Consider the following 24,298-nt stretch of genomic DNA (forward strand, 5'->3'; position numbering starts at 1 on the left):
GCACCCCCGTTCCCGTGCCCCCCACCACCAGCGCGGACCAGCCCGACCCGACCACGAGAGGCACCCGTCCGTGAGCACCGACACCCCCGGCCCCGACCGCGTCACCCTGCGCCGCGACCTGCTGCGCAGGCGGCTGGCCGAACGGGGCCTCGCCGAGACGCCCGCCGCGGTCGACGGCGGGACGCGCGGCGAGCACCCGCTCTCGCCCGGTCAGCGCCGGATGTGGTCGCTGCAGCAGCTGAACCCCGCCTCGGTCGGCTACAACATCCGCATCGCGCTCGACCTGGTGGGCGCGGTCGACCACGAGCGGCTGCACGCGGCGGTCCGGGAGGTCGTCGCCCGCCACAACATCCTGCGCACCACCTACCGCATGGGCGCCGACGGCGAAGTCACCCAGGTCGTGCACAGCGAGCTGCCGCCCGCGCTCGACCACCACGAGGCGACTGACGCGGCAAGGGTGGAAGAGCTGTGCCGGTCGGTGTCGGCGAAGGCGTTCGACCTCGCGGTGGACTCGCCGTTGCGGGTCAGGACGATCGCGACGGCACCTGACGCGCTCACGGTGGTTGTGGTCGCGCACCACATCGCTTGGGACGACGGCACCTCCGCGGTCTTCTTCGGCGAGTTGATGACCGCCTACCAGGGCGGCACCCTGCCGCCCGCACGCCAGTTCACCGATCTCGTCCCCACGACCCAGTCCTCCGCCGTCGACCACTGGGTCCAGGCGTTGTCCCCGCTGCCGGACCCGGTCGAGCTGCCGATCCTCAGCGCCGCGGGCCCCAGCGCGGGCGGCCACGACCAGTCCAGGCCGCTCATCCCCGGCGCCGCGGGGCGGGTCCGCGAGCTGGCCCGACGCGAAGGCGCGTCCACGTTCATGGTCATGTTGGCCGCGACCTCGGCGCTGCTGCACCGCTACACCGGCGCTGACGACCTGCTGATCGGCGCGCCCGTGGTCAACCGCGACCTCGACGGCGGCGACGCGGTCATCGGCTACCTCGGCAACACGATCGCACTGCGCATGCGCGTCGACGCGGCCGACACCTTCACCTCGCTGCTCGCCCAAGCCCGGCAGGTCTGCCTCGCCGGGTACGCGCACCAGGACGCGGACCTCGACGACGTCGTGCGCGCGGTCGACCCGGACCGGACCCGCGGTGGCACCAGCCTGTTCAACGTCGTGCTGTCGTTGCGCACCCCCGTGCTGGAGCCGTTCCGCGCCGCTGGGCTGCGCGCGACCCGCAGGCACGTCCCCGGCGACGACGCCCGGTTCGACCTGACCCTCGCCGTGGAGACCGACGGCGACGACCTGACCGTCGAGGCCAACCACCCCGCCGCCGATGGCGCGGTCGACCTGGTCGCGGGCCTGCTCGCCCACTTCGACCGGCTGCTCGACCGCGCACTGTCCACACCGGACGTCCCGGTTGGCGACCTCGACCTGCACGACGGCACCGAGCCCGACTGGAACGACACCATTGTCCCCGCCACGACCACGCTGCTGCCGGACTGGTTCACCACGCAGGCCCAGCGCACGCCCGACGCGCTCGCGGTGCTGGCGGACGGCGAGCGGATCACCTACCGCGACCTCGACGAGCGCTCGAACCGCCTAGCCCGCGTCCTGATCGCGCGCGGCATCGGCCCCGAGAGCACTGTCGCGCTGTCCATCCCGCGCTCGGTGGCCATGGTCGTGGCCGTGCTCGCGGTGGCCAAGGCGGGCGCGGCGTACGTGCCGGTCGACCCCGAGTACCCGGCTGACCGCGTGCGGCTCATGCTCGAGGACTCCGCGCCCGGCCTGGTGCTGACTGTCACCGGTGCACTGCCCGACGGCCCAGGTCGGCTCCTGCTCGACACCCTTGACCTGTCCGGCGACTCCGGCGCGCCCGTCAGCGACACCGACCGCGTCTCGCCGCTGGACCCCGACCACGCCGCCTACGTCATCTACACCTCCGGGTCGACCGGTAAACCCAAGGGTGTCGTCGTATCCCACCGCGCGCTGAGCAACCACCTCGCGTGGTCGCTGCGCCGCTTCAAGGGGCTCACCGGGCACACCCTGCTGCACTCGTCGATCTCCTTCGACTTCACCGTCACCCCGCTGCTGGGCACGCTGGTGGCCGGTGGAGCCGTGGAGCTGTGCGCGGACTCGCCGGACGCCATCGCCGAAGCCGTGGGCGCGGCGACCTTCCTCAAGATCACCCCGAGTCACCTGCCGTTGCTGGCCTCCGTGCGGCTCGCCGAGCACGGCACCCTGGTGATCGCAGGCGAGGCGCTGCACGGGGCGGCGCTGGCGGGCTGGACCGCGCCAGCCGGGGTCGATGTGATCAACGAGTACGGCCCGACCGAGACCACCGTCGGCTGCCTGCTGCACGACGTCGTGGCCCCCGTCGCCGAAGGTGCGGTGCCGATCGGTTCGCCGGTGGAGAACACGACCTGCGTCGTGCTCGACGCACGGCTACGGCCGGTCCCGGTCGGGGTCGTCGGTGAGCTCTACGTCGGTGGCGTCCAGGTCGCCCGCGGCTACCTGGGCAGGCCGGGGCTGACCGCGGCCAGGTTCGTGGCCGACCCGTGGGGCGCGCCGGGGGCCCGCCTCTACCGCACCGGCGACCGCGTGCGACGGCTCTCGTCGGGGGCGCTGCAGTTCCTCGGCCGGGTCGACGACCAGGTCAAGATCCGCGGCTTCCGGGTCGAACTCGGCGAGGTGGAAGCGGCGCTGCTGCGGCACCCGGCGGTCGACCAAGCCGTGGTGACCGTGCGCGAACGCAGCCTGGCCGGGTACGTCGTGGGGTCGGCCGACCCGGCGTCGGTGCGCGAGTTCATCGCCGCCGAACTGCCGGAGCACATGGTCCCGGCCACGATCACCGTCCTGGACGCCTTGCCGTTGTCGCCCTCGGGCAAGGTCGACCGGCGCGCGTTGCCCGAACCCCGGGTCGCCGCGACCGAGTCCCGCGGACCCGCCAACGACGTCGAGCGCACGCTGGCCGACCTGTTCGCCGAGGTCCTCGGCCACGACGCGGTCGGTGTCGACGACTCGTTCTTCGAACTCGGCGGCGACAGCATCGTGTCCATCCGGCTCGTGCGCCGCGCCAGGCAGGCCGGGCTGAAGATCACCCCCCGGGACGTGTTCGCGCACCGGACCGTCGCGAAGCTCGCCGCCGCAGCGGAGGTCGAGCCGCAGGAGCAGGCGGTCGTCGACGACGGAGTCGGCGTGGTGGAGCCGACCCCGATCATGCGGACCTTCCGCGACCGCGGCCCGATCGGCGACCGGCACCGGATGTGGCTCGTCCTCGACGGCCCCGAGGTGGACCAGGCGCGGCTCGAGCGGGCCGTCGGCCTCCTGCTGGACCGACACGACTCGCTGCGCGCCATCACCGACCCGGACCTGAGGTTCCGGCCGGTCGGCGCCGTTTCCGCCGCCGCGGTGGTGCGTCAGGCCGAAGGGGACCTCGACGCCGAGCTGGAGCGCGCGGCGGGCGAGTTGTCGCTTGTGGACGGTGTGGTGCTGCGCGTGGTGTGGTTCCCGCGCCGGGTGCTGGTCGTGGCGCACCACCTGGTGGTCGACGGGGTGTCGCTGCGGGTGTTCGCCGAGGACCTGGCCACGGCGTGGCGGGCCGGTCAGCTGCCGCCGGTCCGCACCTCGTTCCGGACCTGGTCGCGGAGCCTGGTCGAAGCGGCCGCCGCGCGCTCGACCGAGGTCCCGCTGTGGCGTTCGGTGCTCGATGGCCCCAACGCCGTGCTCGGGTCGAGGTCGCCGGACGCGGCGGTCGACACCTGGTCCACGGTCCGCACCCACACCGTGACGCTGGACTCCGCGACGACCGAGGCCGTGCTGACCGAGGTCCCCGCCGCGTTCTTCGCGGGCGTCGACGACGTGCTGTTGACCGCGTTCGGGCTCGCCGTCGCCGACTGGTCCGGGCAGCACTCGACCCTGGTGCTGCGCGAGGGCCACGGCCGGGAGGAGCAGGTCGTGCCGGGCGCTGACCTGTCCCGCACCCTCGGCTGGTTCACCAGCCAACACCCCACCCACCTCGACCTCACCGGCATCGACGTCACGCAGGCGCTCAGCGGGGGAGCCGCGGCCGGGACCGCGGTGAAGCGGGTCAAGGAACACCTCCGGTCATTGCCGGACCACGGCATCGGCTACGGCGTCCTGCGGCACCTGCACCCGGAACTCGACGTGCACCCGCAGCTGGGCTTCAACTACCTGGGCCGGTTCGAGGCGTCCGACCAGGACTGGACCCTCGCCCCGGGCGGTATCGGTGCCGCCTACGCCGACGACATGGCGCTGCCCGCCGGGCTTGTCGTCAACGCCGTCACCGAAGACGGGCCCACGCTGACCGCGCACTGGATGTACGCGGCCGGGCTGTTCACCGCCGACCAGGTCGCCGCCCTCGCCGAGCGCTGGATCGCCGCGCTCAAGGCGCTGGTGGCGCACGCGAAGGGGCCGGGCGCAGGCGGCCGGACCCCGTCGGACGTCGGTTTGGTGTCGTTGGACCAGGGCCAGCTCGACGCCCTCGAGGCAAGGTGGAAGCGTTCGTGAGCTCGATCGAGGACATCCTCCCGCTGTCCCCACTCCAGTCGGGGATGCTCTTCCACGCCACCACCGACGAGTCGACGCAGGACGTCTACCTCGCCCAGTTGGTGCTCGACCTCGCCGGTCCGCTCGACGCCGAGCGACTGCGAGCCGCGGTCCACGGGCTGACCAAGCGGCACTCGGCGCTGCGCAGCGCGTTCGTGCGCGATGTCGGCGACCCGATCCAGGTTGTCCTCGCCGACGTCGAACCGCCGTGGGTGGAGATCGACCTGACCGGGGCCGACGCCGACCGCCGCGCGGACGAGCTGCTCGCCGCCGACCGCGCCACCCGGTTCGACCTCGACCAACCGCCGCTGATCCGCGCGATGCTGCTGCGCTTCGCCGCAGACCGGCACCGGCTCGTGCTGACCAACCACCACCTCGTGATGGACGGCTGGTCCACGCCGCTGCTCATGCGCGACCTGTTCGCCCTCTACGCGGGGGAGACCCTGCCGCAGGCCCGCCCGTTCCGCGACCACCTGGCGTGGCTGGCCAATCGGGACAAGGCGGAGTCGCTCGTCGCGTGGAAGGACGCGCTCGGCGACCTCGACACCGCCACCTTGCTCGTTCCCGCGGCCGTCCACGCTGACCCGGTCCTGCCCAGCGAGGTGGTCCTCGACATCCCGGGGCTCACCGCGTTCGCCCGGGGCCAAGGGGTCACGACCAACACGGTCGTCCAGGTGGCCTGGGGCATCCTTGCCAGCAGGCTGACCGGTCGAGACGACGTCGTCTTCGGCGCCACCGTCGCCGGGAGGCCCGCCGACCTGCCCGGCGTGGAGTCGATGGTCGGGCTGTTCATCAACACCATCCCCGTGCGGCTGCGGCTGAACCCGGGAGAACGGGTCGACGACCTCCTGGCCCGCGTGCAGGACGAGCAAGCCGAACTCCTGGACCACCAGCACGTCGGCCTCGCCGAGGTCCAACGCGCCATCGGCTCCGGGGTCGGTGAGCTGTTCGACAGCCTGGTGGTGTTCGAGTCGTTCCCCTTCGACACCGGGGCCATCGACGCGGCCGTGGCCTCGACCGGGCTGCGGGTCACCGCCACCAGCCGCCCGATCTCCACGCACTACCCGCTCACGCTGATGGTGATGCCCCACGGCGACAGCCTGGAGTTCACTCTCAAGTACCGGCCGGACCTCGTCACCGACCCGGAAGGCCTGCTCGGGCGCCTGCGGGACCTGCTCGCCGAGATCGTCGCGCACCCGCGTGCGATGGTCGCGGTTCTCGGCAGGGTCACCGTTGAACCGCCTCGTGCGGTGCCAGCGGTGCCCACGCCCGAGTCCACTCTGGTCGAACTCTTCGCCGCCCAGGTCGCGCGCACGCCCGACGCTCCTGCCGTCGAGTTCCACGGCGACACCCTCACCTACGCCGAACTCGATGCTCGCGCCGAAGCTCTCGCCGCGCGGCTGCCCGTCGGCCCGGAAGACCTCGTCGCCATCGTCTTGCCCCGCTCGGCCGACCTGGTCATCGCTGCGCTCGCCGTGGTGAAGGCCGGAGCCGGGTACCTGCCGATCGACCCCGGATACCCCGCCGAACGCATCCAGGCGACCCTCGCCGACGCGGAACCGGTCGCGGTGATCACCGACCTCGACGCGGAGTTCGTTCTTCCGACAGGTCGCCGTCGCGCGGGTGCGGACAACGTCGCGTACGTGATCTACACGTCGGGATCGACTGGTGCTCCCAAGGGCGTCATCGTGACCCACCGCGACGTGGTCACGCTGCTCACGGCCGCGCGGCCGCTGGTCGAGTTCGGTCCCGGGGACGTGTGGACCCTGTTCCACTCCTTCGCCTTCGACTTCTCGGTGTGGGAGATGTGGGCGCCGCTGGTCACCGGCGGCACGCTCGTCGTCGTCCCGCACGAGATCAGCCGGTCGCCAGAGGACTTCCGGGCACTGCTGGCCCAGCGGCGGGTGACGGTGCTCAACCAGACCCCGTCGGCCTACTACCAACTCGACACCGCCGGGCTGCCCGACCTGCGCGTGGTCATCTTCGGCGGCGAGGCCCTCGACCCGACCAGGCTCACCCCGGGGCCGCGCCTGATCAACATGTACGGCATCACCGAGACCACCGTGCACGTCACCTTCCGGGAGCTGGATCCCACGGTGACCGGCAGCGTCATCGGACTCGGGTTGCCCGGGCTGACGGTGCACGTCCTCGACAGCGCGCTCGCGCCGGTGCCGGTCGGAGTGCCCGGCGAGATGTACGTGGGCGGTGGGCAACTCGCTCGCGGGTACCTGGGGCGTCCCGGGCTGACCGCGTCCAGGTTCGTGGCGAACCCGTTCGGGGAAGGCAGGCTCTACCGCAGCGGCGACCTGGCGCGCTGGACGGAGTCCGGCGAGCTGGAATACCTGGGCCGCGCCGACGACCAGGTCAAGATCCGCGGGTTCCGCGTCGAGGTCGGTGAGACCGAAGCCGTTCTCGCCACCGCGCCCGGCGTCACCCACGCCGCTGTCGTGGCCCGCACCGACGGGCCGTCCGGCGTGCACCTGGCCGCCTACATCGTCGGAACCTCTGACCTCGACGTGGTCCGTGAGCACCTGCGGGCCCGGCTGCCCGAACACATGCTGCCCGCGGGGTACGTCGTGCTCGACGCGCTCCCGTTGACCGGGAACGGCAAGCTCGACCGCCGCGCGCTCCCCCCGCTGGACTTCGGCGCCACGACCGGCCGCCCGGCGTCCACCGACACCGAACGGCTACTGGCCGACCTGTTCGCCCAGGTGCTGGGCCGCGACACGGTCGGCGTCGACCAGTCCTTCTTCGAACTGGGCGGCGACAGCATCATCTCCATCCAACTCGTCGGCCGCGCCCGAGCCGCGGGGGTCGTGCTCTCGCCCCGCCAGGTTTTCGAGCTGCGCACGGTTGCCGAGCTGGCCGCCGCGGTGGACCGCGTCGCCGACCAAGCCGTCCCCTCGGCGGTGGCTGCGGACGGTGTGGGGGAGGTCAACCCGACGCCGATCATGCGCACCTTCCTGGCCAGGGGCGGGCCGTTCGAGCGCTTCTCACAGGCCGTGTTGGTGCCGGTTCCGTTGGGCGCCACCCGGCCCACCGTGGCCGGCGCACTCCAGACCCTCCTGGACCACCACGACCTGCTCCGAGCCCGATCGGTCCTCACCAACGGCCACCAGCAGACCGTCGCCTCGGAGGACGCGGACTCGTTGGTGCACGCGGTCGAGCGCACCGACCCTGACCTGCTGCGGGTCTCCTCGGTTCTCGGCGACGGTCACGAGGTGACTGTTGCCCCGGCTGGCGCGGACTCGCTGGCGCGCGGGGTCGAGCGCACCGATGACCCTGATCTGCTCCAGACTCTCACGGTCGCTGACGACGGTCACGAGCTGACCGTCGCCCCGGTCGGCTCGGTCGATGCCGACTCGTTGGTCCACCGGGTTGAGCGCACCGACGATCCCGACCTGTTGCGTCGTGAGCACGCCGCCGCCGTCGCTCGGCTTGATCGGGCTGGTGGCGTGTTGGTCCAGCTGACCTGGTTCGATCCCGGGTTCGCGTTGCTCACTTGCCACCACGTCGCGACTGATGGTTACTCCTGCCAGATCCTGGCCGACGACCTCGCCGCTGCGCTGCGTGGTGAGGAACTGCCGCCGGTGGTCACCTCGTTCCGTGCCTGGGCGGAGCGGCTCCCGGCCGTCGCCGCCGCGCGGGCCGCGGAACTGCCGTTGTGGCGGGCGATCGTGGATGGTCCGGACCCCGTTCTGGGCACCCGCAGGCTCGACCCGGCCCGCGACACCAGGGAAACGGTCCGCGAGGTCACCGCTTCGCTGCCGGTCGTAGTCACCGATGCCCTGCTCACCACCGTCCCCGCCGCGTTCCACACCGGTCCCGCCGAGGTCTTGATGGCCGCTTTCGGGCGCGCCGTGGCGGTGTGGCGGGGCACCGAGGAGCGCTCGACGGTGGTCACCGTTGAGGCGCACGGCCGCGAACAGCACGTCGTCGACGGGGCGGACATCTCCCGCACGGTCGGCTGGTTCACCACCCAGTACCCCGTCCGCCTCGACGTCACCGGCGACCTCGCCGCGGCTGTGAAGCGCGTCAAGCAGCACGTCGCCGACCTGCCCGACCGGGGCATCGGCTACGGCCTGCTGCGCCACTTCACCGACTCCGGACTCGACGCGTTCCCCGAACCGCAGATCCTCTTCAACTACATCGGCCGGGTCGCGCCACCCGTCGACGACCCGCTCGGCTTCGCCCGGATCGGGTTCGGCGGGGTCGCCCCCGCAGCTGACCTGGGCCTGCCCGCTGCCGCGGCGTTGGTGGTCAACGCGGTCGTCCCCGACGGCGGCGGCTTGGAGATCCAGCTGCGCTACCCGGCGGGTCTGTTTGCCGAGGACCAGGTGTCCCGGCTGGCCGACCTGTGGGTCGCGGAATTGGCCGTTCTTGCCTCTTACCGCGGTCAGGGCGGGCGCACGCCGTCCGACTTGCCTCTTGTCGAGGCTTCCCAGGCGGATGTGGAGCTGTGGGAGGAGCGGTTCCCCGCGCTCAGTGATGTGCTTCCTTTGTCGCCGCTGCAGCAGGGCTTGCTGTTCCACGCGAACTACGACGCCGACGCGGTGGACTTCTACTCGGTGCAGCTCGTCGTCGACCTCCACGGCCCTGTCGACGTGACCCGCCTCCGTTCCGCTGCCGCTTCTCTTGTCGCACGACACCCTGTGCTGCGGACCGCGTTCTGCGATGAAACGACGACCCCGGCACAGGTGGTCCTCAGCGACGTCGCGCCCACGATGGTCCTGCTCGACCTGACCGCCCAGGCCTACGAAGAGTTCCTAGAGGCCGATCGTCGAGCCCGCTTCGACCTCACGCGACCGCCCCTGGTCCGACTCACCCTGGTGCGGCTCGCAGACGACGACTACCGGCTCGTAGTCACCAACCACCACCTGGTGCTCGACGGCTGGTCAACGCCTCTAGTGGTAAGAGACCTGTTCGCCCTCTACGAAGGCCGCGCGTTGGCTGCGCCGCCACGCCCGTACCGGGACTTCCTCGCCTGGTTGACCCGCCGCGACCACGACACCTCCCTGTCCGCGTGGGCGAACGTCCTCGACGGGGTCGACGAGCCCACCTTGCTCGTCAGCGCGGACCTCGGAGATGCCTCTGTGCTCCCCGCGGAAGTGGTCGACGCGATCTCCCCTGAGCTGACCGCGCGCCTAACGCGAGCGGCGCGAGCCAACGGAGTCACGCTCAACACGCTGCTGTCGGCCGCCTGGGGCGTAGTGCTGGGCGCGCTGACCGGCCGGGACGACGTCGTGTTCGGCCTAGCGGTGTCGGGGCGTCCGCCGGAGTTGGCGGGCGTGGAGTCCATGGTCGGCCTCTTCATCAACACCGTCCCCGTGCGGGTCCGCTGGTCCCCGGGCGACCCGGTGTCGGCACTGCTGACCCGCCTGCACGACGCGCGCACCAGCGTGCTGGACCACGAGCACGTCGGCCTCAGCGACATCCAGGCGCTGACCCCGGTCACCGGCAGGCTGTTCGACACGCTGATGGTCTTCGAGACCTTCCCGCTCGACACCGCCGACCTGCTCGACCCGGCCCGCTCCGGCGACCTCACCGCCCGGGTCGGCTGGTCACGCGGCTACACGCACTACCCGATGACCCTCATGCTGATGCCCGACGGCGACCTGCTGCGGATCAAGCTGGAGTACCGCGCCGACGTCTTCGAGCGCGACGCCGTCGCCGAGGTCCTCAACCGAGTGCTCGCCGTCCTGGCCGCGTTCGCCGACGACCAGGGCACGGAACTGTCCCGAGTGGACGTTCTCGGCGCCGATGAACGCGGCCGGGTCCTGGCGTGGGCCGGTACGGACCTGCCCACGCGGGCCGTGACCGTGCCGGATCTCATCGCCGTACAGGCGCCGGACGCTGTGGCCGTGGTGTGCGGGGACGTGTCGCTGACCTTCGCCGAGCTGGGCGCGCGGTCCGACCGGCTGGCCGCGCACCTGGTGTCGCTGGGGGTCGGGCCGGAGACGCCGGTCGCGCTGCTGCTGCCCAGGTCGACCGACGTGGTCGTGGCGATGCTGGCCGTGTGGAAGGCGGGCGGCGTCACCGTCCCGCTCGACCCGACCTACCCGGCGGAACGGGTGGCCGCGGTGTTGGTCGAGGCCGCCCCGGTCGCGGTGATCACCCACCGCGGCCTCACCGACGAGCCCGCCGTGTTCGCCGACGAGCCCGAGACCTGGACCGGACAAGGGCAACCGCAGGGGCCCGTCGGGCCCGATTCGGCCGCCTACATCGTGTTCACCTCCGGGTCGACCGGCAAGCCGAAGGGCGTTGTCGCCACCCACCGGGGCGTGGTGAACCTGACCGCTGCGCACCGGCAGGCGTTCATCGACCCGGCAGGCGAGCGGCTGGGGCGGCCGGTGCGCGCGCTCAACGTGCTGTCGTTCGCCTTCGACGGCTCGGTCGACCCGCTGCTGTGGCTGTTCGCCGGTCACGAGCTGCACATCCTCCCGGACCACCTGATCGGCGACCCGCAGGGAATCGTCGACCACGTCCGCACCGCCGAGATCGACTTCATCGACGCGCCGCCCTCCCTGATGGACCTGCTGATCCCCGCCGGGCTGCTCGACGGGCCGCTCAGCGTCGTCGCCACCGGAGCGGAAGCGGTCGGGAACCGGCTGTGGGACCAGTTGGCCGCCGCTGAAGTCACCGCCCTGAACCTCTATGGGCCTACCGAGTGCACCGTTGACGCGCTGTGGACCGTGGTCGACCAAGGCGATCCCCACATCGGGCGCCCAGTCGCCAACGGTCGCGCCTACGTACTCGACTCCGCGCTGCGGCTCGTCCCGGTTGGTGTCCCTGGCGAGCTCTATATCGCCGGCGCGGGTCTTGCGCGCGGCTACCTGGGGCGTCCTTGGGAAACGGCGGCCCGGTTCGTTGCCAACCCGTTCGGCGCGGGGCGGCTCTACCGGACCGGCGACATGGTCCGGTGGACCCGGGCGGGCACCGTCGAGTTCCTCGGCCGGGTCGACGACCAGGTCAAGATCCGCGGGTACCGGGTCGAGCCGGGTGAGGTCGAGTCCGTGCTGAGCGGTCTCCCCGGCGTCGCCCAGGCCGCCGTGGTGGCCCGCGACGGCAGGTTGGTCGCCTACGTGACCGGCCCTGCCGCGACGGCGGAGCTGCGATCGGAGCTGGCCCGACTGCTGCCCGACCACCTGGTCCCGGCCGCGATCGTGCCCCTGGAGGCGCTGCCGAAGCAGCCCAACGGCAAGCTGGACCGCCGCGCGCTGCCCGCCCCCGACTTCTCCGGCCACTCGACGCGGCAGCCCGCTACCGACACCGAGCACCTGGTCCACGGGCTGTTCGCGGATCTGCTGGACGTGCCCTCGGTCGGCATGGACGACTCGTTCTTCGCCTTGGGCGGACACTCACTGCTCGCGGCCCGACTGGTCGCGAGGCTGCGGGCCGAGGTCGACGGACCGCTGTCGATCCGAGCCGTGTTCGACACCCCAACCGCCGCAGGTCTCGCCGCGCACCTGGACACGCTCGCAGGCAGCCCCAGCAGGCCCGTGCTGCGCGCCGCTACCCGCCCCAACCACGTTCCGCTGTCGGCCGCGCAGGCGCGTCTGTGGTTCCACGACAGGCTTAACGGCCCGTCGGCGGCCTACACGATGCCGTTCGCGTCCCGGCTGACCGGTTCCCTCGACCTCGAAGCACTACGCCGGGCCTTCGACGACGTCGTGGCCCGGCACGAGATCCTGCGCACGGTCCTGGAGGAGCACGACGGCGTGCCTCACCAGCGGGTGCTCGAGGCGACTGTGCCTTTCACGGTCACCGACACCGCAGACCCGGAGAAGGACCTCGCCCGCTCCGCCGCAGAGCCCTTCCGCCTCGACACCGACATCCCGATCCGGGTGAAGGTGTTCCGAGTCGCCGCCGACGAGCACGTGTTGCTGCTGACGATCCACCACAGCGCCGCCGACGATTGGTCAACCGGCCCGTTGCTGCGCGATCTCGCTATCGCCTACTCCGCGCGTAAGGCGAGCAAGGCTCCCGCCTGGGCGCCGCTCCCGCTGCAGTACGCGGACTACGCGCTATGGCAGCAGAAGCTCCTCAGTAGCGTCGCTGCGGAGCAGTTGGCGCACTGGAGCACCGTCCTCGACGGCGTGCCTAACGCGATCGCCCTGCCAGTCGACCGCCCTCGCCCAGCCACGCCTATCGCCGCTGCCGGTCGAGTGCGCGCGGAGATCCCGGCAGACACAGTGGCCCGGCTGCGGCCACTGCTCACCGACACCGGTGCCAGCGAGCTGATGCTCGCCCATGCCGCCGTCGCGGTCCTACTGCACAAGCTCGGTGGGGGAGTGGACATCCCGCTGGGTGCTTTGGTCGCCGGACGTGGTGAGCAGGCAGTCGCCGATCTCGTGGGGTTCTTCGTCAACACCGTGGTCTTGCGGGTCGACCTGTCCGGCGACCCGACCCCCCGCGAACTGCTGGGCCGGGTCCGCGAGGTGGCGTTGTCCGCCTACGCCAACGCCGACGTGCCTTTTGAGCGGGTCGTGGAGGCGGTGAACCCCGAGCGTGAGCCGGGCCGCCACCCGCTGTTCCAAACCCTTGTCGACTACTGGAACCCCGACGGTGGCCCCAATGGCCTGCCCGGCCTCACCACCACCGTGGTCGATGCCGGTGCACCCGCCGCCCCCAAGTTCGACCTGGCGTTCGGCGTGACGACCGGCGACGGTGCCTTGCTGGTCTCGGCGGAGTTCGCTGAAGACCTGTTCGACCGCGCCACCGTCGAACGCCTGCTGGACCGGCTGCACTTGGTCGTCGAGGCCATTGTCGCGGCGCCGGACCTACCGCTGTCGCGGATGAGCGTGCTCGACGAGCGGGAACGTCACCTCGTGTTGGAGGCCTGGAACGACAACGCTGTCGCCGTTCCCGCGCTCACCGCTGTCGACCTGTTCGCCGAACAGGTGGCCGCATCGCCAGACGCCGTGGCTGTGGTGGGCGGCGGGTCGGCGACCTTCCGCGAACTGGATGACCTGTCCGATCGGCTCGCCGCGCACCTGGTGTCGCTGGGCGTCGGTCCGGAGGACCGGGTCGCCGTAGTGCTTCCGCGGTCGGTCAGCGTCGTGATCGCGATGCTTGCCGTGTGGAAGACCGGTGGCGTTGTCGTCCCCGTCGACCCCACCTATCCAGCTGACCGGATCGCGCTCGTCCTGGACGACGCGAACCCGGCAGTCGTCATCGGCTCAGCTGTACCAGGCCGAACCGTGGTGACCGCAGACCCGGCTACATGGACCGGGGCGGGAATCCCCGTCGGGGTTGTGGCCCCGGACTCGGCCGCCTATCTGATCCACACCTCTGGCTCCACAGGACGGCCCAAGGGCGTTGTCGGCACCCACCGGGGGTTGGTCAACCTCGCCTGGTCACACCGCGACGCGGTCATGCCACAGGAGCGACTCCGCGTGCTTAACGCTGTGTCGTTCGCCTTCGACGCCGCCGTCGACCCAGTGCTGTGGCTGCTGTCCGGCCACGAGATGCACATCCTCCCCCAAGAGGCCATGGGCGACCCGCGCGCGATCACCCAGTACGTGCGGTCCGCCGCGATCGACTACGTGGACGCACCCCCCTCACTCCTGGAGTTGCTGCTCGACGAGGGGCTGCTAGAGGGAGATCACCGGCCTAGCGTTGTCGCTACCGGCGCGGAGGCGGTCGGCCCGCACCTGTGGGAGCGCATCGCGGCAGCCGACGTGCTGGGCGTCAACTTCTACGGCCCCACTGAGGCAACCGTGGACGCGTCTTGGGCGCGGATCACACCTGACCGCGCGCCACACATCGGCGGCCCTATCGCGAACGCTCGGCTCTATGTGCTCGACCAGGCTCTATCCCCGGTTCCGGCGGGTGTGCCTGGCGAGTTGTACATCGGTGGTCCCGGTGTCGCGCGTGGCTATCACGGCAAGCCGGGGGAGACCGCTGCGCGGTTCGTGGCGAATCCCTTCGGCAGTGGTCGGCTCTATAGGACCGGCGACTTGGTGCGGTGGACCGACGCGGGGACCGTGGAGTTCCTGGGCAGGGTCGACGACCAGGTCAAGATTCGCGGGTATCGCGTCGAGCCAGGTGAAGTCGAGGCCGCTCTTATCGCCCTTGCCGACGTGCGTCAGGCGGTTGTGGTGGCGCGTGGCGATGCTCTTGTCGGCTATGTGACCGCGCTGCCAGAGACCGATGGCGCCGCAGTGCGTGACGCGGTGGCGTTGGTACTGCCGCAGCACTTAGTGCCGTCACGGGTCGTTGTCCTCGACGAGTTCCCGCTGCTGCCGAACGGGAAGCTGGACCGCAAGTCGCTGCCGGTTCCGGACGCCGTAGGTGGTCGTGCTCCGGCCACCGCCACCGAGGAAACCGTGGCACGGGTCTACGCCACCCTGCTGGACCGTGATCAGGTCTGCGCGGATGACTCGTTCTTCGACCTCGGCGGCCATTCCCTGCTGGCTGCCAGGCTCATCGCCAAGATCCGGTCCGAACTCGATGTCGACCTCTCTGTGCGGGCCGTCTTCGAGGCACCCACCGTCGCCGGACTCGCCAGCCTCGTGGACCAAGCAAGTCGGTCCTATAGGCCCACTCTCGTGGCGCGGCCACGCCCGAACCGGGTACCGCTGTCGGCCGCCCAAGCACGCCTGTGGTTCCTGCACAAGCTCGACGGCCCCTCGGGCACCTACAACGTGCCGTTCGCGGTCCGCCTCGGCGGAGCACTGGATGTCGACGCGCTGCGCGCGGCCCTGGGCGATGTCATCGCCCGACACGAAAGCCTCCGCACCATCTTCATCGAAGAGAACGGCGTGCCCAGCCAGCACATCCTCGACGAGGTGGCCACGCCGTTCACGGTCCGCGAAGCGAGCGAATCACTGGTCCAGGCCGAGGCGGACTACCCGTTCGACCTCAGCCGCGAGATTCCGATCCGCGCGACCGTGCTGCGCCTCGGAGCCGACGACCACGTGTTCGTCCTAGTGGTGCACCACATCGCCAGCGATGAGTGGTCCACCGGCCCGTTGCTGCGCGACCTGGCCGACGCCTACGCCGCTCGCCGCGACGGAACAGCCCCTGACTGGGCGCCACTGCCGGTCCAGTACGCCGACTACACGCTCTGGCAGAACGACCTGCTCGACGGCCTCCTCGCTGACCAACTCGGCTACTGGACGCGGACGCTGAGCGAACTGCCCGAGGCCATCCCGCTGCCGACTGACCACCCGCGCGTACCGAAGGAAACCAGCCCGGGTGGCGTCGTGCGCTTCACCGTGCCCGCGAACGTCGTCACCGGCCTACGCACCCTCGGGCGTGAGGTAGGCGCGACTGACTTCATGGTGGTCACCACCGCGGTCACCGCGCTGCTGCACAAGCTCGGAGCGGGCAAGGACATCCCACTCGGCGCCCTAGTGGCAGGACGCGGCGATGACGCGATCACCGACCTCGTCGGGTTCTTCGTCAACACCGTCGTCCTACGCACCGACCTTGCCGGTGACCCGACTCTGCGCGACGTACTCGCGCGGGTAAGAGAAGCCGCACTGGGCGCCTTCGCCAATGCCGACGCGCCCTTCGACCGCGTTGTCGACGCTGTCAAACCTGACCGTGCGATCGGGCGTCACCCGTTGTTCCAAACGATGGTGGACTTCCGCACCACCGACACGGGTACGGCGACCTTGCCTGGCGTGAGCGCGCGTCCGGTCACCGGAACCCTGGCCGGCGGGGCGAAGTTCGACCTCGCCTTCAACTTCGCCCCCATGCCCGACGGGTCGTTGGACGGATCGCTGGAGTACGACGCCAGCCTGTTCGAGCACGCCAGCGCACAGACCTTGACCCAGCGGTTAGGGCATGTGCTGTCAACCGCCGCTGCGGCGCCCACGACGCCGCTGTCGAAACTGGACGTCCTGGATCCTGCCGAGCGCGAACTCCTCGTGCACGGGTGGAACGACACCGCTGCCCCAGTAGACGACGTCAGCGTGCCCGCGCTGTTCGCTGAGCAGGTGGCACGCACGCCTAACGCGATCGCGGTGATCAGCGGCGACACGACACTCACCTACGCGGAACTGGACCGAGCCGCCTACGCCTTCGCCGCCGCGCTTAAAGACCGAGGAATCGGTCGTGAGGACATTGTCGGGTTACACCTGGACAGGTCCCCGGAGTTGATCGCGGCCATGCTCGGCACGCAGCGGATCGGTGCCGCGTTCGTGCCACTGGAGCCCTCGTGGCCCGCGCAGCGCATCACCGACATCCACGGCAGCGCCCGCCTTCGCGCAGTGATCACCGCGACCGGCGTAGGGCTGCCCGCGCTGGATGTGCCGGTCTTGCAGGTCGCTGACCTGCGCTCCGACACCGCCATCGCCAATGTGCGGCCACACCCGAACGGGCTCGCCTACGTCATCTATACCTCGGGAACCACCGGAACGCCCAAGGGCGCGATGATCCTGCACAAGGCCATCGCGGCCCGGCTGCTGTGGCAGAAGGAGATGCTGGGTTTCGGTCTCGGCGACGCGGCCCTCTTCAAGGCGCCGCTCGGGTTCGACATCTCCATCAACGAGATCTTCCTGCCCCTGGTGACCGGGGGCGCGGTCGTCGTGGCCGCACCGGGCGCCGAACGGGACGTCGAGTACCTGCTGCGGCTCATCACCGACCACCGGGTCAGCTTCACCTACCTGGTCGCCTCGATGCTGGACATGCTCCTGCAGCTACCGGGGATCACCGCCGTCACCGACACCCTCAAGCACGTCTGGTGCGGCGGCGAGGCGCTGACCCCGGAACTGTTCGACCGGTTCCGCCGCACCCTCGGCGCCACGATGTACCACGGCTACGGGCCCGCCGAGGCCACCATCGGCGTCAGCCACGAGTTCTACCGCGGCGACGCGGTCCGGCGCGGGGTCAGCATCGGCCGACCCAACCCCAACACCCGCATCCACGTCCTCGACCCGGCGCTCAACCCGGTCCCCGTCGGCGTCCAGGGCGAGCTGTACACCGGCGGCCTGCCGCTGGGCCGCGGCTACGTCGGCGACCCGGCGCAGACCGCCAGCCGGTTCGTCGCCGACCCGTGGACCCCCGGCGCCCGGCTCTACCGCACCGGCGATCTCGCGCGCTGGACCGCGGCGGGCACCCTGGAGTTCCTCGGCCGGGTCGACCACCAGGTCAAGATCCGCGGCATGCGGGTCGAACTCCAGGAGATCGAGGCCGCACTGGCCGCCCACGACGCCGTGCGGCACGCCGTCGTGGTCACCGTGCGCGGCCCCAGCGGCGCCACCCAGCTCGCCGGGTACTGCACGGGCACCGGGCTCGACGGCGACGTCCTGCGCGGCTGGTTGGCAGAACGGCTGCCCGAGCACATGGTGCCGCCCACGATCCAGGTGCTCGACGCCATCCCGGTGACGCCCTCGGGCAAGGTCGACCGCAAGGCCCTGCCCGCACCGGACTTCACCGCGGGCGCCCGGCGACCCGTCACCGAGGTCGAGGAACTCGTCTGCGCGCTGTTCGCCGAGGTGCTCGGCCTGCCCAGGGTCGGGGTCGACGACTCGTTCTTCGCGCTGGGCGGCGACAGCATCGTGTCGCTCCAGCTTGTCGCGAAGGCCCGGGCGGCTGGGCTGGTGATCGCGCCGCGCGACGTGTTCGACAGCCGCACTGCGGGCGACCTGGCCCGGCTCGTAGCGGATCGCACCCCGAAAACGATCATGGGATCGACCATCGACGCGCTGGGGGAGGTGCCGCTCACGCCCGTCATGCGAGCCGTCCTGTCGCGCGATGGTCTGCGGCGCCGATATGCCCAGGCAGCGGTGGTCGCGGCACCTGCGAACCTGGATCCCACCGCGCTCGCGTCCGCTGTCGCCGCGGTCCTGCGCCACCACGACGCCCTGCGCGCGGTCGTCAGCCCCGACGGTGACGGGTGGCGCTACGTCGTCCCGCCCGCAGGAGACGGCGACGGCGTTCTCCGGGCAGGTCACGGCGACGTTCGGGCCGAACTTGACGCCGCCGCGGACCGCCTGGACCCAGCGGCCGGGGTCATGCTCCAGGTCGTCTGGTTCCGCGAGGTCATTGGCATCGTCGTGCACCACTTCGCCGTCGACGGTGTCTCGTGGCGGATCCTGCTGCCCGACCTCGCCGACGCCTACGCGGCCGCGGTCGACGGCAGAGCCCCGCAGCTTCCGCCGGTCGGCACGTCACTGCGGGCTTGGGCCGTCGGGCTCGCGGCCGCGAACCGCGAGTATGAAGTGGACTACTGGCGCTCGGTCCTTGACGGCGGGGACACCCCGTTGGGCCGCGGGCTCGATCCGTCCCTCGACGTGTTGTCGACGGTGCGGGACGTTCGGGTGCAGCTGCCTGTCGACGTGTCGCGAGCACTGCTCACCGACGTCCCCGACCGGTACTTCGCGCGGGTGGACGACGTCCTGCTCACTGCGCTCGCCGTCGTACTACGCCGCCGCGGTGGCCCTACGTTGGTCGAGCTGGAGGGCCACGGCCGCGAGGACGCTGTTGTCGAGGGGGCGGATCTGTCCCGCACGGTCGGTTGGTTCACCAACACCTACCCCGTGCGGCTGGACATCGACCACTCCGACATCGGTGACGCGCTCAAGCAGGTCAAGGAGACGCTGCGCGTGGTCCCCGACAAGGGCATCGGCTACGGGCTACTCCACGAACCGCCCACCCCTGCCCAGATCACCTTCAACTACCTGGGCCGCTATGGCGGCTCGGACGCCACTGGGCCGTGGTCGCAGCTGGGCGACTACGCGGACATGGCGGGCATCTCCGATCCCACCGCGCCCGCGCCTAACGCCCTGGAGATCACCGCGCTCACCGAGGACACCGCCGACGGCCCTGTGCTGCGCGCCACGTGGTGCTACCCCGAGGGCGTTCTCACGCAAGAGGACGTGATGGCGCTCGCCACCGGGTGGGTCGATGCCCTCGCAGAACTGGCTGCTCAGGACGATGCGGGCGGCCATACGCCTTCGGACATGCCATTGGTCGCGATCGACCAGGCCAGCCTCGACGCGTTCGAAGAGCAGTGGGGCGACCTGTGAGCCGGTCCAACATCGAGGAAGTCCTGCCTCTTGCGCCGCTGCAGGAAGGCTTGCTGTTCCACGCCCTCTTAGACGAATCCGACGATGTCTACACCGTGCGAACTGTGGTGGACCTCGACGGCGACGTTGACTCTGAACGCTTGCGAGGAGCTGCTGAAGCCTTGGTTCAGCGGCACGCAGTGCTAAGAACCGCGTTCACGCAAAGTGCCACCGGGGCTGTCCAGGTCGTTCTTCGGCGCGTGCGCGTGCCGTGGAGCGAGGTCGACCTGCGCACGACCGCGCAGCCACCACACGAGCCGTTCGTGCTCGACAAGCCACCGTTGATCCGGTTCGTGCTCGCTCGCACTGGCGACACCGCCTATAGGCTCATCATCACCAGCCACCACATCCTGCTCGACGGCTGGTCCGGCCCGCTGCTGCTGCGCGACCTGTTCGCCCTCTATAGCGGAACCTCGCTACCACGCGTGAGGCCATACCGGGACTTCCTGGCGTGGTTGTCCAAGCGGGACAGAGCGGCTGGCCTCAAGGCATGGGCCGACCTCCTCGACGGAGCAACACCGACCCTGACGGCTCTACCTGCCACAGGGAGGCCGCAGAGGCTGGAACTGGCTGAACCGGAGGACTTGAGCGCGGCAGTCACCGCACTGGCACGCCGCGCGGGCGTCACGGTCAGCACCGTCCTGCACGCCGCCTGGGGCATCGTCGTGGGCAGCCTCACCGGACGCGATGACGTCGTCTTCGGCGCCACGGTGTCCGGTAGGCCCGCCGACCTGCCCGGCGTCGACACCATGGTCGGGCTGTTCATCAACACCATCCCCGTCCGGGTCAGGCTCAACCCCTGGACTGAGATCCCCGACCTGCTGCGGCAACTCCACCGCGCGCAGACCTCCGTGCTCGACCACCACCACCTCAACCTCGGCGAGATCCAAGCCGCGGTCGGCGTGGGGGAACTGTTCGACACCCTTGTCGTCGTCGAGACCTACCCCGTGGACGACACCGCGATCGACACGGTCCGCGAAGCGATGGACGTCCGCGCCACCGGCGTCGACACCGACGACGCCACCCACTACCCGCTCACCCTCACCGCCGAACCCGGCGCCCGGCTCGCCCTGGCACTGGAACACCGCCTCGACCCCGACCACGCCACGACCATCGGCGACCTGCTGATCTCCACCCTGCGGGACCTGACCCAGGTCAGTTGTGCGGGCGAGGTCAACCGCGTGCCCGCAGCACCCCGCGCCCGGGTCGAGCCGACCACGGCGACTCTGCTGGACCTGTTCGCCGAACACGCCGACTCCGACGGGCCCGCAGTCGTCTGCGGGCAGGTGTCGCTGACGTTCCGCGAGGTGGACGCGATGTCGACCGACCTCGCGGGATACCTCGTGTCCCAGGGGGTCGGGCAGGAAGACCGGGTCGCGGTCGTGCTGCCCCGCTCGGTCGACGTCGTCGTGTCGATGCTGGCCGCCTGGAAGGCGGGTGCGGTCGTCGTGCCCGTCGATCCGGCCTATCCGGCGGACCGGATCACCGCGACCCTCGCTGCCGCCCGGCCTGTCGTGGTCATCGACGAGACGACCCCCCGAGAGTCATCGCAGCACCGGCTGCCCGGCCCTGTGGGTCCCGATTCCGCCGCGTACATCGTCTTCACGTCGGGCTCGACAGGACAACCGAAGGGCGTCGTCGCTACACACGGGGGAGTGGTCAACCTCGCGCTCGCGCACCGCACCGCCTTCATCGACCAACCCCGCCGGTTCCGCGCCCTCAACCTGCTCTCGTTCGCCTTCGACGGTTCCGTGGACCCGCTGCTCTGGCTCTTCGCCGGTCACACCGTGCACGTCCTGCCTGACGACCTCATGGGCGACTCGCCCGGCATCGTCGACTACTGCGCACGCCACCGCATCGACTTCGTGGACGCGCCGCCGTCCTTGCTCGAGCTCCTCATCGCGGACGGCCTCCTCGACACCGGGCTGTCCATCCTCGCGACCGGAGCCGAAGCCGTCAGCCCGCGCCTATGGGACGAACTGGCCGCGTTCGACGGCGTGGCCCTGAACCTCTACGGACCCACCGAGTGCACGGTCGACGCCACCTGGACCGTCGTCACCCCCGGCCTACCGCACATCGGCGCGCCTATAGCCGGGGCCAGTGCCGTAGTGCTCGACTCCGCCCTGCGCCCAGTCGCGGTCGGCGTCCCCGGTGAGCTCTATGTGGCAGGTGCCGGTGTCGCGCGCGGATACGACAACCGGCCCGGGGAAACCGCGACCCGGTTCGTCGCGGATCCCTATGGCAGCGGAACCCGCCTCTATCGCACGGGTGACCTGGTTCGCCGGACCAAGACAGGCACCTTGGAGTTCCTCGGCCGCGCAGACGACCAGGTCAAGATCCGCGGCCACCGCGTCGAGCCCGGCGAGGTCGAGGCAGCCCTCTTAGCCCACCCGGCCGTCCGCCAAGCCGCTGTCATCGCGCGGACCGACGCGGGTGTCACCCGACTCGTCGGCTACGTGACCCCTGCCGACATCGACGCAGCCGCTGTTCGCGCGACCCTCGCCAGGACGCTGCCTGACCACCTCGTGCCTGCGGCGGTCGTCGCCCTCGACACCTTCCCCGCCACCCCCAACGGCAAACTCGACCGCCGTGCGCTGCCCGCACCCCAGTACGCGTCCACGACCACACGTCCGGCCCGCACCCGCGCTGAACGCGTCCTGTGCGACCTCTACGCCGAGCTCCTCGGCCTCCCCGAAGTCGGCGTTGACGACTCGTTCTTCGCCCTTGGCGGCCACTCGCTGCTCGCGGCCCGCCTCATCTCCCGCGTCCGCGCCGAGCTAGGCACCGCACCGGGACTGCGCGCCGTGTTCGATGCCCCCAGCCCGGCCGCGCTCGCGGCCCGCCTCGACGGCCCCGAACTGGACACCGCCTACGAACCGCTGCTCCCGCTGAGGCCTATAGGCACGGCTGCACCCTTGTTCTGCGTACACCCGGGCTTGGGGCTGAGCTGGTCTTACGCCGGGCTCCTCGCCCACATCGACCCGGACATCCCCGTGTACGGCCTGCAGGCCACCGGGTTCACAGGGCCCGTCACCGTCGACGACATCGCGGACCACTACGCGGCCTTGATCACTGCTGCCGCCCCCACAGGGCCAGTCCGCCTGCTCGGCTGGTCGCTCGGTGCCGTCCTCGCCCACGCCGTCGCCCGCAGACTCGACCGGGTCACCGCACTGGTCCTGCTCGACGGCTACCCAGGCGGCGACGAGCCCGAAGAAGAGTCCGGCGGTGGAGCCCGCTTCCTGCACGAATGGCTCCAGCGAGCGGGCTACCTCGTCGACGACATCGACCCGGACACGATGACCCCTGACCGCGCCGCCGAACTCGCGGACACAGGCCTCTTAGCCGGCCTCGGCGCTGCCCGCATCGGCGCACTAGCCGCCAGCATGCGCGCAGTGGCCAACGTCGACACCACCGTCAAACCCGGCCTCTATGTCGGCGACGCCCTCTTGGTGCGAGCAACCCCTGGTGGGGACCCCACTTTGTGGGAGCCCTACATCGCGGGGCGGCTCACCACCCACACGGTCGACGTCGAGCACGAGGCACTCATGACTTCCCACGCGCTGCGCGTGGTCGGCCCGCTCGTCGCGGCCGCGTTGAGAACCCCCCACCCAGGTGGGGACAGATGAAGCAGTCAGAACCGCAGAAAGGCACGTCCATGGTCGACACCTCCCCGCGCCCCGCCCGGCCGTTCTCCCGCAGGCTCTTCCTGAGCGGCTCGGCAGCGGGCGCGCTGACCCTGGGCCTCACCGCCTGCGGATCCAGCGAAACCCCCACCCCCGCCCCGGCTCCCACCAGCGGCGCCGCGGTCGGCGGGTTCCCGCTGACCATCGAGGGCGCCGAGGGCAAGACCGTCATCCCCAGCCAGCCCAGCCGGGTGCTCACCGTCGGCTTCATGCGCGACGTCGACGAGGCCGTCTCGCTCGGCGTCGTCCCCATCGCCATCACCCCGCAGACCAACTTCGACTCCGGCCTGGCGCCCTGGGTCGAGGCCAAGCTGGGCGGGGCCGCGAAGCCGCAGCAGATCGAGGTCGAGGACAACCTGCCGTTCGAGAAGATCACCGAGCTCGCTCCCGACCTGATCCTGGCCACCGACAGCTACACCCTCGCCGACGACTTCGCCAACCTCACGGCGATCGCCCCCACCCTGTCCTACCAGGACGACGTGGCCGAGGACACCTGGCAGACCAGGGCCAAGCGCATCGGCGCCGCCCTGGGCAAGGCCGACGCCGCCGGGAAGGCCGTCGCCGACGTCGAGTCGAAGATCGCCGCGGCCAAGGACGGCAACAAGGCCACCCTCGACGGCAAGACCTTCACCTTCAGCCTGCTCAACGCCGAGGGCCAGCTCGCCACCGTCATCCTGCCGACCGACGCCTCCGCCCAGTTCCTGTCCCAGCTCGGCCTCAAGCTCTCCGACCAGGTCACCAGCCTGCCGCAGGCCGGTCCCGCTGGCCGCGCGGTGGTCGCCCAGGAGAACACCAAGCTGCTCGACGCCGACGTCGTGCTGTTCTCCTTCCGCAGCGAGGACGAGCGCAAGCAGGTCGAGGGCGACCGGCTGTTCCAGGCCCTGCCCGCGGTCAAGCGTGGCGCCTACGTCGCACTGGAGGTCGGCGAGGCGCTGTCGCTGGCGTTCCCGTCCACCCTGAGCATCCCGTTCGCGCTCGAGAAGATCGTGCCCAAGGTCGTCGCCGCAGCGGCCAAGGCCTGACCGGCGCCGACG

At 70.9% G+C, this 24,298-nt stretch carries 4 protein-coding genes; all 4 read left to right on the forward strand.

The window, feature by feature from the left end; translation table 11 throughout:
• The first annotated feature begins 70 nt into the window (after positions 1 to 70).
• Genes JOD54_RS23045 through JOD54_RS23060 form a run of 4 tightly spaced genes read left to right on the forward strand, consistent with a single transcriptional unit; the run spans position 71 to position 24,286 of the window.
• Positions 71 to 4,525 carry a non-ribosomal peptide synthetase gene (locus JOD54_RS23045; RefSeq protein WP_307860220.1) on the forward strand — a complete coding sequence of 1,485 codons (4,455 nt, stop codon included), beginning with the start codon at positions 71 to 73 and terminating at the stop codon, positions 4,523 to 4,525.
• On the forward strand, positions 4,522 to 19,542 hold the full coding sequence (locus JOD54_RS23050) for a non-ribosomal peptide synthetase (protein ID WP_204453033.1): 15,021 nt from the start codon (positions 4,522 to 4,524) through the stop codon (positions 19,540 to 19,542). Before JOD54_RS23045 ends, JOD54_RS23050 begins: the two co-directional genes overlap by 4 nt.
• Entirely contained in the window at positions 19,539 to 23,207 is a 3,669-nt protein-coding gene (locus JOD54_RS23055; RefSeq protein WP_204453034.1) for a non-ribosomal peptide synthetase, read from the forward strand. The genes JOD54_RS23050 and JOD54_RS23055 overlap by 4 nt, the downstream gene beginning before the upstream one ends.
• On the forward strand, positions 23,204 to 24,286 hold the full coding sequence (locus JOD54_RS23060; protein ID WP_204453036.1) for an ABC transporter substrate-binding protein: 1,083 nt from the start codon (positions 23,204 to 23,206) through the stop codon (positions 24,284 to 24,286). Before JOD54_RS23055 ends, JOD54_RS23060 begins: the two co-directional genes overlap by 4 nt.
• Positions 24,287 to 24,298: the final 12 nt, after the last annotated feature.

The sequence above is a fragment of the Actinokineospora baliensis genome (genome assembly GCF_016907695.1).
Classification (GTDB): Bacteria; Actinomycetota; Actinomycetes; order Mycobacteriales; family Pseudonocardiaceae; genus Actinokineospora; species Actinokineospora baliensis.